This window comes from Cellulomonas chitinilytica, assembly GCF_016862675.1.
Classification (GTDB): Bacteria; Actinomycetota; Actinomycetes; order Actinomycetales; family Cellulomonadaceae; genus Cellulomonas; species Cellulomonas chitinilytica.
In genome coordinates this window covers 293,297-303,226 of sequence record NZ_BONK01000005.1, presented here as the reverse complement: position 1 = coordinate 303,226, position 9,930 = coordinate 293,297, and the positions used below count along the sequence as shown (strand labels likewise).

The following is a 9,930-nucleotide window of genomic DNA, read 5'->3' as shown; positions in this document are numbered from 1 at the left end:
CTGGCATCTTCGCCGGCGGGTGGGGCGCGCAGCGCGCCGCGACCTACGGCGTGCCGGAGTCGGAGCTCGGTGCGTACTACGCCCAGCGGACGCTCCTCAAGCGCGAGGTTCTCCCCGAGCACGTCGCCGCCGCCGTCTTCGCGCTCACCGGACCCGACCTCGTACAGACCACCGGCCTGCACGTGCCCGTCGATTCCGGCGTCGCCGCCGCGTTCCTGCGCTGAGATCCACGAGAGAGACACACCGAACATGGCCAACCGCCAGCTGCCCAAGTGGTCGGAGCTCAAGCCGCTCATGCGGCCCAAGCCCATCCAGCTCAACGCGACCGACCGCCGTCTCGCGGACGCCCTGACGATCGAGGACCTGCGCTCGGCGGCGCGACGCCGTACACCTCGTTCCGTCTTCGACTACACGGACGGCGCTGCCGAGGCAGAGATCAGCCTCAGCCGTGCACGCCACCTCTTCCGGAACCTCGAGCTGCGTCCATCGATCCTGCACGACGTCTCCGGCGTCGACACGACGACCACGATGCTCGGCAAGCCTGCGGCCCTGCCGTTCTCGTTCGCGCCGACCGGCTTCACGCGGATGATGCACCACGAGGGCGAGCGCGCCGTCGCACGAGTCGCCGAACGTCGCGGCATCCCCTACGCGCTGTCGACGATGGGGACGACCTCCATCGAGGACGTCGCGAAGGCCGCGCCGGACGCACGCAAATGGTTCCAGCTCTACGTCTGGAAGGACCGTTCCGCCGGGGAGGACCTCATGGCCCGGGCGAAGGCCGCCGGGTATGAGGCGCTGCAGCTGACCGTCGACGTCCCTGTCGCGGGGGCCCGTCTCCGAGACGCCCGCAACGGGTTCGCCATCCCGCCGGCCCTGACGGTCAAGACGGTGCTCGACGCCGCCACCCATCCCGCCTGGTGGATGAACCTGCTCACCACTGAGCCGTTGACGTTCGCGTCGCTGAGCGAGTGGCACGGAACTGTCGGCGAGCTTCTGGACAAGCTCTTCGACCCGACGATGACGATCGCCGACCTCGAGTGGCTGCGGGCGTCGTGGGACGGTCCGCTGGTCATCAAGGGAATCCAGACCGTCGAGGACGCCGTCCGCGTCGCCAAGGCCGGCGCGGACGCGATCGTGCTGTCGAACCACGGGGGGCGTCAGCTCGACCGCGCACCCGTCCCGCTTCGACTGCTGCCCGACGTAGTCGAGGCGGTCGACGGCGACGCCGAGGTCTGGGTGGATACGGGGATCATGTCGGGCGCCGACATCGTCGCTGCCCTGGCACTCGGAGCGGACGCCACCATGGTCGGCCGCGCGTACCTGTACGGCCTCATGGCCGGCGGCGAGCGGGGTGTGGACCGCGCCGCCGAGATCCTCACGCGAGAGGTCCGGCGCACCATGGCACTGCTCGGCGTGACGAACGTCGACGAGCTCGGGCCCCAGCACGTGCGCCTGCCCTGAGAGCACCCGCAACCCACGCCGCCGCGCGGCTCCCTGAACCGACCCTCCAGTCCAGGAGTTCCCATGACCGAGATCAGCACGACCATCCTCGACACCCTCGCGACCCAGGCGATCGAGCTCCCCTCGTGGGCGTTCGGGAACGCCGGAACGCGGTTCAAGGTGTTCAGCTCCCCCGGCACCCCGCGCACGGTTCGGGAGAAGCTCGCCGACGCGGCGCAGGTGAACCGGCTGACCGGCCTGGCACCGACCGTGGCCCTGCACATCCCGTGGGACCTCGTCGACGACTACGCCGAGCTCGCCAGCTACGCGGGGGACCTCGGCGTCGGGCTCGGAACCATCAACTCGAACACGTTCCAGGACGACGAGTACAAGCTCGGTTCGCTGACGCACACGGACCCTCGCATCCGTCAGAAGGCGATCGACCACCACTTCGCCTGCATCGACGTGATGGACGCGACGGGGTCGCAGGATCTGAAGATCTGGCTGCCGGACGGCACGAACTACCCCGGACAGGGTGACATCCGCGGCCGTCAGGACCGCCTCGCCGACTCGCTCTCGAAGATCTACGCCCGGCTCTCCGGCGAGCAGCGCCTGGTGCTCGAGTACAAGATCTTCGAGCCGCACTTCTACACGATGGACGTGCCGGACTGGGGCACCTCGTACGCCCACGTCACCGCGCTCGGCGAGCGCGCGTTCGTCTGCCTCGACACGGGCCACCACGCGCCGAGCACGAACATCGAGTTCATCGTCGCGCAGCTCCTGCGTCTGGGAAGGCTGGGCTCGTTCGACTTCAACTCTCGCTTCTATGCGGATGACGACCTGATCGTGGGTGCTGCTGATCCGTTCCAGCTCTTCCGCATCCTCTTCGAGGTGGTCCGCGGGGGTGGCCTGGACGACGGCTCGCCGGTGCGCTTCATGCTCGACCAGTGCCACAACATCGAGGACAAGATCCCCGGGCAGATCCGGTCGGTGCTGAACGTCCAGGAGATGACGGCCCGCGCGCTTCTCGTCGACCGTGAGGCCCTGACGGCTGCACAGGACGCCGGCGACGTGCTGGGCGCGAACGCGATCCTGATGGACGCGTTCTACACCGACGTCCGACCCGCGCTGGCGCAGTGGCGCGAGTCACGCGGCCTGCCGACCGATCCGCTGGCTGCGTACGCCGACTCCGGCTACGGCAAGCAGATCGCCGACGAGCGAGTCGGCGGCACGCAGGCCGGCTGGGGCGCCTGAGCGGACGACGAGCGAGACGAGCACGAAGGTGACGACGTATGCCGCGGTCGACCTCGGCGCGACCAGCGGACGAGTGATCACGGGGCAGCTCTCCCGAGGGCGGCTCATGGCCGACGAGGTCGCCCGGTTCGACAACACGCCAGTCCGGGTACCGCACGGTGGTCGACAGGTGCTGCGCTGGGACCTGTTGGCGCTCTGGTCGGGAATCTGTCGCGGGCTGGACGTCGCGCACCGGTCCGGCGGGTTCGATTCGGTGGGCGTCGACACCTGGGCGGTCGACTACGGCCTCCTCGATGCCGACGGCGCGCTGCTCGGGAACCCGGTGCACTACCGCGACGAACGGACCTCCGGCGTGCCGGAGCGGTTCTTCGCTGGTTTGCCCGCTAGCGAGCACTACGCCGTCACCGGTGCGCAGGTTCAGCCGTTCAACACGGTGTTCCAGCTGCTCGCCTCTGCGGGCGACGCGCAGGTTCGTGCTGCCACCGGTCTCCTGCTCGTGCCGGACCTGCTGTCGGCGTGGCTGAGCGGCGTCCAGGCAGCAGAGGTGACCAATGCCTCGACGACAGGTCTGCTCGACGTCGGTTCCCGCTCCTGGAGCCGGCAGGTCGGGCAGCATCTCGACGCCGCGGCCGGGGCAAGCCTGTCCTCGTTGCTGCCTCGGCTCGTCGAGCCCGGCACGGTGCTGGGGCCGTTGCTCGAGGGCTTCGGCTGGGGCGACGCCAAGGTCGTGGCCGTCGGGTCGCACGACACTGCCTCCGCGGTTGCTGCAGTTCCGATGTCCGAACCGGCGCACGCTGCGTACATCTCGTCAGGCACCTGGTCGCTCGTCGGTGTCGAACTTCCCGCGCCCGTCCGCACTGAGGCGTCCCGGATCGCCAACGTCACGAACGAGCTCGGCGTCGACGGGACCGTGCGCTACCTCAAGAACGTCGCCGGGCTGTGGCTGCTCTCCGAGTCGCAGCGCACCTGGCGGGCCGAGGGGCGAACGGCCTCGCTGCCTGAGCTGCTCGCGGCCGCGGCCGACGTGCCCACGTGTCGCACGGTCATCGACGTCGACGATCCGGTGTTCGCCGCACCGGGCGACATCCCCGCCAGGATCGCCGAGGCTGCCCGGGCGACCGGGCAGGCCGTTCCGGACGACGTCGCCGCCGTGACGCGCTGCATCCTCGACTCGCTGGCGCTCGCCTATCGCCGGGCGTTGCGCACGGTTGCCGACCTGTCCGGCCGTGACGTCCGCGTCGTGCACGTCGTCGGCGGTGGTTCGCGCAACGAGCTCCTCTGCCAGCTGACGGCCGACGCCACGGGACTCCCCGTGCTCGCAGGGCCCGCGGAGGGGACCGCCATGGGCAACCTGCTCGTGCAGGCCTGGGCGCTCGGCGACCTCGAGGGCGGCCTTCCCGCGATCCGGGAGGTCGTCGCGGCCTCCACCGAACTCGTCCGGTGGGAGCCCACCGGTGATGTCAGGGCCTGGGACCAGGCCGAGAACCGGCTGCGGGATCTCACCGTGGCCCGACCGTGAGGAACGCCCCCATGCACGAGAACCCGCCGCGCCCTGAGCTCGAAGAGCTGATCACCGCGATGGGCGCCGCCGGCGCCCGGATCTGCGAGATCGACGCCTCCGAGGCAGGTGCAGGCAACATCTCGATCTTCGTCGGCTGGGACATCGAGGTTCGTCGGCGCTTCCCGATCGCCGAGGAGATCGCCCTCCCGGCTCCCGCACCGGCGCTGGCAGGCAGCACGATCCTGGTCACCGGTTCGGGACGCCGCCTGCGGCAGATCCACGAGGACCCGGAGGCCAACATCGGCGCCGTCGTCGTGCACGACGACGGTCTGACCGCCACCCTGTTCACCTCGCCGCGACGCCTGTTCGAGCGGCTCACCAGCGAGTTCAACTCGCACCTCGCGGTGCACCAGGACCAGGTCGCGCTTCGTGGCGTCGACTTCCAGGCAGTCGTGCACGCCCAGCCGATGAACCTCACGTACCTCTCGCACATCCCTGCGTACCGGGACACCGAGGCGATGAACACCCGCATCCTGCGGTGGGAGCCGGAGTCCATCGTGTCGCTGTCCGCCGGCATCGGCGTCCTCGAGTTCATGATCCCCGGGTCCGACGAGCTGATGAAGGCGAACGTCGAAGGGCTGCGCGAGTTCGAGATCGTTCTGTGGTCCAAGCACGGTGTCATGGCGCGCTCCGACGTGTCCGTAACCCGAGCGGTGGACCGCATCGAGTACGCCGAGACCGGCGCCAAGTACGAGTACATGGACCTGGTTGCGGGTGGAAGGGCGGAGGGCCTCACCGCGGTGCAGATCGCCTCGGTCGCCAGCGAGTTCAGCATCGACTCCCGCTGGGTGCACTGACGACCTGAGGGCGGCGGGTGGTCCAGGACCGCAACTGGACCACCCGCCGCGGATTAGTCGTGGTGATCCCGATCATCACGGACTCGCTCTTCCCTGTCCCGGGGCATTCGTGGATCCTCAGGCGGATGATCGCAGCGACACCGCCGACGCAGGTCGTCACGGGCGGACGACTCTCCGGGAAGCGCGTCGTCGTGACTGGTGCCGCACAAGGCCAGGGCGCCGCCGCGGCGCGCGCACTGCACGCGCAAGGAGCGATCGTGATCGCAACCGACGTCGCACCGGAGCCTGCCGAGCCATTGGCGGGAGCGTCATACCGACGGCTTGACGTCGCCGACGCGGCGGGCTGGCGCAGCCTCGCCGACGACATTCGCCGTGAGCAAGGCGGCGTCGACGGACTCGTGGCGAACGCCGGAGTCACGTGGCGGGCTCGTCTTGCCGACCTCGACCCTTCCGATCTGGCGCGGGTGTGCGAGGTCAACGTCACCGGCACACTCCTGGGAATCCAGACCGTGGCCCCGCTCATGCCGCCAGGCGGCTCCGTCGTCGTCATCGGATCCGCCGCGGCGCTGACCGGCCACTTCCCAATCGCGTACACAGCGAGCAAGTGGGCCCTCCGTGGCCTCGCGAAGGCCGCGTGCCTGGAGCTCGGGCCGTCAGGGATCCGCGTCAACACGATCCATCCGGGCTACATCGAGACAGCGATGACCGCGTCCGCCTCCCCCGCGTTCCGCGACGCCAACATCGCCGAGACACCGCTCGGTCGCACCGGCACCTCTGACGAGATCGCAACCGTCGTGGTGTTCCTGCTCAGCGACGAGTCCTCGTTCATCACCGGCGCGGAGATCCCTGTCGACGGCGGTCTGACCGCTCACGGCGGCGTGAAGTCGATCAGCGACGCGACCCGGATGTCGGCGTGAACGGTCGGCTCGAAGGAAAGGTCGTACTGATTACCGGCACGGCCGGTGGCCAGGGCCGGGCAGCGGCGCAGCTCTTCGCCGAGCACGGCGCGATCGTGGTCGGCTGCGACACCAGGTCGGCGGAGGCGGCAGAGACCGTCGAGATGGTGCGCAACGCGGGCGGCCAGATGGACAGCACGCATCCGCTCGATCTGGCCGACGAGAGCGGCGTCCGCGCATGGATCGACGCGGCCGCCTCGAGACACGGCGGCATCGACGTCGTTTACAACAACGCCGGCGCCACCCGCTTCGCACCGATCGCCGAGACGACGTTCGAGGACTGGTCATTCGTCATCCGGCACGAGCTCGACATCGTCTTCCTGGTGACCAAGCACGCCTGGCCTCATCTCGTCGCACGTGGAGGCGGGTCGGTGCTGCTGGTGGGGTCGACCGCCGGCATCACCGGGTCACGAACGAACAACCGCCTGGCCCACACCGCCACCAAAGGAGGCGTGGTCGCGATGACGAGGCAGCTCGCAGCGGAGGGAGCACCGCACGGGATCCGCGCGAACTGCATCAGCCCAGGCATGATCCGCACGCCGGCCTCCGAGGGGACCCTGCTAGCGCCCGATCACCCGATGCGCGGGATCGCCGCCGCCATCCCGCTCGGACGCATTGGCGCGCCAGAGGAAGTCGCCCGGTGCGCCCTGTTCCTGGCCTCGGACGAGTCCTCGTACGTCACCGGCGCGAACCTCGTGGTCGACGGCGGCTGGTCGGCGGTGCTGCCCGGCGTCGGCTGACCACGGCACGAGTGCGACGCGACCTCCCGGTATTCACGCGGCCGATGCCGGGCATCACCACTTTGAGTTGAGCCGTCCTACGCGCGCGCTCACTCTGGGCCGTCTCGCACCGATCCATGCGGGCAGGAATGCGTAGGCCCCGGGCGCCAGCAGCCCCTGGGCACACGCGGATGCTTCAGAGCGAGGATCGGCATGAACACAGCGAAGACCACCGCGGCACGCACGCTGAAGAAGGGCGCGCTCCGTCGCTCCTCCGACGGAGCGCGGCTCACGCCGACGCTTCTCGCATGCCTGGCCTGGTCAGTCGCGGCCGCCACCACCGTCGTGCTGACGCCCGGCGTGCGCGATCACGGCGCGGTTGCCCTGTCTGTACTCGCGCTCGGCTTGCTCGCCTCCGGCGTCTCCCTTGCACTGGCAGCCCGGCGGCTTGAGCGTGACTTCGCCGCTGTGAGCGGTGCCATCGCGAGCCGCCGTCCGGCGTCGTCGAGACCGCAGGTGCGCTTCCGCTCCGCGCAGGCATGTGTCGCCGCGGCAGCTCTCGTTGCAGATGACGCGGGCGCTCGCGCCACGGCGTTGTCCGAGGCCGCCGTCGCGCTGGGGGCTGGACTCGATGGCCTGGCGAAGGCCGGCATGAGCGTGGCGATCCGATCCGACGGCGTCAGCGGGCGCGCGGAGGAGGTCGCCGCAGCGGCCGGCCGAGTGTCGTCAACGGTGCAATCGGTCTCGTCTGCGACCGTCCAGATGAGCTCGGCCATCACCGAGATCGCCGAGAGCGCGAGCAAGGCATCGCGTGTGGCGCAGACCGCGACGGATGTGGCCCAGGTCGGCATCACCAACGTGGCCCGGCTCGCAGCCTCGTCGGAGGAGATCAGCAAGGTGGTCAAGCTGATCACGTCGATCGCGGAGCAGACGAACCTGCTGGCGCTCAACGCCACGATCGAGGCTGCGCGCGCTGGCGAGTCCGGGAAGGGCTTCGCCGTCGTCGCGGGCGAGGTGAAGGAGCTCGCCCGAAGCACGGCGGAGGCAACCGATGGCATCGGTCGGCAGGTCGAGGCCATCTTGGCGGACGTGGCGACCACGGAATCGGCGATCACGCGGGTGACCGGCGTGATCGCGCAGATCAGCGAGTACCAGGCGACGATCGCGGCCGCGGTCGAAGAGCAGAGCGCGACGACTCGTGCGATCGCCGACGGGGTCGCCGAGGCTGCCGCGGCGTCGGACGAAATCGCCGAGACGATCACCGATGTCGCGACGGCCACGCGGGAGGCTGCCGTGCTGCTGGGCAAGGTCCAGGAGTCCGGTGCGATCGTCGGCCGCTCGTTCGGCGAGCTGAACCACCAGCTCGTCGAGCTGACCGGCTCGGCGCGCTGACCGACTAGCTGGCCCTCTCCTCAGCTTGAGAAGACGGCCTCGCGAAGCGCGTCAGGGACGTCCGAGCGCCGACCTCCGTTAGCCAGTCCCAGCGCTGCTCGCCACAGCAGCCGCGCCCGCTCGGGGACGCTCTCGCTGGCCGTGCGCACAGACCCGTCGCCCTCGCGAAGACGAAGCTCCCAGGCGGCCGGCGGGAGGTCCCGCCACTCGACGTCGAGGTGGATGGCGCTGTGGTCCGCGAGGTTGCGCAGCGCCTGCGCCGGCAAGGTCGCTGTGTATGCCTCGAGCTCGTCGCGCTCGACCGATGTCGTCCAGAGCGGCACGTAGATCCCGGTCGCCGCCCACTCCGTCAGCCTGGTCAGCGACCGGGCGTGCAGGGCGACGTGGGCGACGAGTCGGCCGCGGGACCAGCCGTCGACTGCGCTCGCCGTCCGGAGCTCGTCGTCCGGAAGCGTGCGGAGCTGTCGCGCGAAGTACGCCTGAGCCCGACGGGCGAGCAGCAGGTGCGACTTGATCGTCGCGTCCGTGGTCCGATCAGTGCGCGCCGCCACGATCAGGCCTGCCCGGGCAGGTAGGTGCGGGTAAAGCCGAGCTTGTCGATCACCGGCCCGTCGTTGAACCGGAAGAGGTCCAGCTGGCTGTCGGCGACCAGGGACCACGGTGTCCAGCTCGGCACGACGAACAGGTCGCCCTTCTCCAGCTGGTTCTCCTCGCCGGCCAACAGCACGACGCCTGTGCCCTCGAACACCTGCCAGACAGAGGAGCCGACCTCGTGGCGGACCGGTGTGGATGCACCGGCGCGGAGCCGGTGAAACTCAGCCCGCAGGGTCGGCATGACATCGCCGCCGGTCGTCGGGTTCACATAGCGGATCGCGGCGTGGCCCTGTTCGACAGTCGCCGGCTGGCCTTCGTCCTCCAGGGCGAGCTGCTCGGCGAGCGCGCGGTCCGTGTGCTCCCAGCGGTATGCCATGAGCGGGGAGCTCACGCGCTGCTCCAGCTCGCTCAGCGGTCGAAGGCCTGGGTGCGCCCAGAGACGCTCGTTCCGCGAGACCGGCGGCGAGGCCTCGTCGGTGACCCGCTCCGAGCCGAACTCGAAGAACCCGACGTCGGTGTAGTGCGACAGCGGCACGTCCAGGCCGTCGATCCATGCCATCGGCTGGTCGGTGTCGTTGTGGTGCCCGTGGAAGTGCCACCCGGGAGTGAGCAGCAGGTCTCCGCGACGCATGGCGACCGGGTCGCCGTTCACGACCGTCCAGACGCCCTCACCTTCGATCACGAATCGGAAGGCGTTCTGCGCGTGGCGGTGCTCAGGCGCAGTCTCGTGGCCGCCGAGGTACTGGATCGCGCACCACAGCGTCGGGGTGGCGTACGCGGTGCCCGGCAGACCCGGGTTTGCCAGGCCGATCGCGCGGCGCTCTCCCCCGCGGCCCACCGGAACGAGCTCGCCGCTCCGCTCCGCGATGTCGAAGAGCTGCTTCCATCGCCAGACGTGCGGGACGGCCTTGGGCGAGGGCGCCATCGGCATGAGGTCGTCGCGCTGGGTCCACAGGGGGCTGGTGCTGATCGCCGCGAAGTCGTCGTACAGCTGCACCAGCTCAGGGGTGTCGGCAGTGCCGTCCATCTGCTTCATCGCAGGGCCTCTCGTCGGATGTGAGTCGTTGGTATCCCAGCCACTCGCGGACCGACAAGGAGTTCGGGGCGTGCCGACCATCAGAACTCATGATGGGGAGGATCACTGATCAGCGGGTTCACGTCGTCGCAGCCTCGACTGATGCTGTAGCCCTGCCGACTCTGCGGCACCCGTGCAATGA

General features: G+C 69.8%; 9 protein-coding genes and 1 pseudogene. 8 read left to right on the top strand and 2 right to left on the bottom strand.

The window, feature by feature from the left end; genetic code table 11:
• From Cch01nite_RS09670 to Cch01nite_RS09635, 8 genes and pseudogenes are all read left to right on the top strand, one after another.
• Nucleotides 1–224 (top strand): annotated as a pseudogene (locus Cch01nite_RS09670) (bifunctional rhamnulose-1-phosphate aldolase/short-chain dehydrogenase); the annotation flags it as partial.
• A 25-nt stretch (nucleotides 225–249) separates the two neighbouring features.
• Nucleotides 250–1,461 (top strand): alpha-hydroxy acid oxidase, encoded by a 1,212-nt coding sequence (locus tag Cch01nite_RS09665; RefSeq protein WP_203752096.1) that lies wholly within the window; start codon nucleotides 250–252, stop codon nucleotides 1,459–1,461.
• A 63-nt stretch (nucleotides 1,462–1,524) separates the two neighbouring features.
• Nucleotides 1,525–2,694, top strand: a complete 1,170-nt coding sequence (gene rhaI / locus Cch01nite_RS09660; RefSeq protein WP_203752093.1) for an L-rhamnose isomerase — start codon at nucleotides 1,525–1,527, stop codon at nucleotides 2,692–2,694.
• Between the two features lie 28 nt (nucleotides 2,695–2,722).
• The gene (locus Cch01nite_RS09655) at nucleotides 2,723–4,213 is read left to right on the top strand and encodes a rhamnulokinase (RefSeq protein ID WP_203752076.1); all 1,491 of its coding nucleotides are present in this window, start codon (nucleotides 2,723–2,725) and stop codon (nucleotides 4,211–4,213) included.
• Nucleotides 4,210–5,052, top strand: coding sequence for a class II aldolase/adducin family protein (locus Cch01nite_RS09650; RefSeq protein WP_239070183.1), 843 nt, complete (start codon nucleotides 4,210–4,212; stop codon nucleotides 5,050–5,052). Before Cch01nite_RS09655 ends, Cch01nite_RS09650 begins: the two co-directional genes overlap by 4 nt.
• 59 nt (nucleotides 5,053–5,111) lie before the next feature.
• Complete coding sequence (locus Cch01nite_RS09645; protein ID WP_308439223.1) at nucleotides 5,112–5,969, top strand: SDR family NAD(P)-dependent oxidoreductase; 858 nt, start codon at nucleotides 5,112–5,114, stop codon at nucleotides 5,967–5,969.
• On the top strand, nucleotides 5,966–6,748 hold the full coding sequence (locus tag Cch01nite_RS09640) for an SDR family NAD(P)-dependent oxidoreductase (RefSeq protein ID WP_203752062.1): 783 nt from the start codon (nucleotides 5,966–5,968) through the stop codon (nucleotides 6,746–6,748). Before Cch01nite_RS09645 ends, Cch01nite_RS09640 begins: the two co-directional genes overlap by 4 nt.
• Nucleotides 6,749–6,940: 192 nt before the next feature.
• Nucleotides 6,941–8,119: a methyl-accepting chemotaxis protein gene (locus tag Cch01nite_RS09635; RefSeq protein WP_203752059.1), complete on the top strand. Its 1,179-nt coding sequence runs from the start codon at nucleotides 6,941–6,943 to the stop codon at nucleotides 8,117–8,119.
• A gap of 20 nt (nucleotides 8,120–8,139) precedes the next feature.
• On the opposite strand, the gene Cch01nite_RS09630 is transcribed toward Cch01nite_RS09635, so the two are convergent.
• Together Cch01nite_RS09630 and Cch01nite_RS09625 are read right to left on the bottom strand one after the other, a co-directional pair.
• Nucleotides 8,140–8,670, bottom strand: a complete 531-nt coding sequence (locus Cch01nite_RS09630; protein WP_203752056.1) for a maleylpyruvate isomerase N-terminal domain-containing protein — start codon at nucleotides 8,668–8,670, stop codon at nucleotides 8,140–8,142.
• Nucleotides 8,671–8,672: 2 nt separating this feature from the next.
• The gene (locus tag Cch01nite_RS09625; RefSeq protein ID WP_203752222.1) at nucleotides 8,673–9,749 is read right to left on the bottom strand and encodes a cupin domain-containing protein; all 1,077 of its coding nucleotides are present in this window, start codon (nucleotides 9,747–9,749) and stop codon (nucleotides 8,673–8,675) included.
• Between the last annotated feature and the right edge of the window lie 181 nt (nucleotides 9,750–9,930).

Bases quoted from the DNA above. Each gene is read 5' to 3' on its own strand.
- Cch01nite_RS09665 (WP_203752096.1), top strand. From the start codon at position 250: ATGGCCAACCGCCAGCTGCCCAAGTGGTCGGAGCTCAAGCCGCTCATG.
- rhaI (WP_203752093.1), top strand. From the start codon at position 1,525: ATGACCGAGATCAGCACGACCATCCTCGACACCCTCGCGACCCAGGCG.
- Cch01nite_RS09635 (WP_203752059.1), top strand. From the start codon at position 6,941: ATGAACACAGCGAAGACCACCGCGGCACGCACGCTGAAGAAGGGCGCG.
- Cch01nite_RS09625 (WP_203752222.1), bottom strand. From the start codon at position 9,749: ATGAAGCAGATGGACGGCACTGCCGACACCCCTGAGCTGGTGCAGCTG.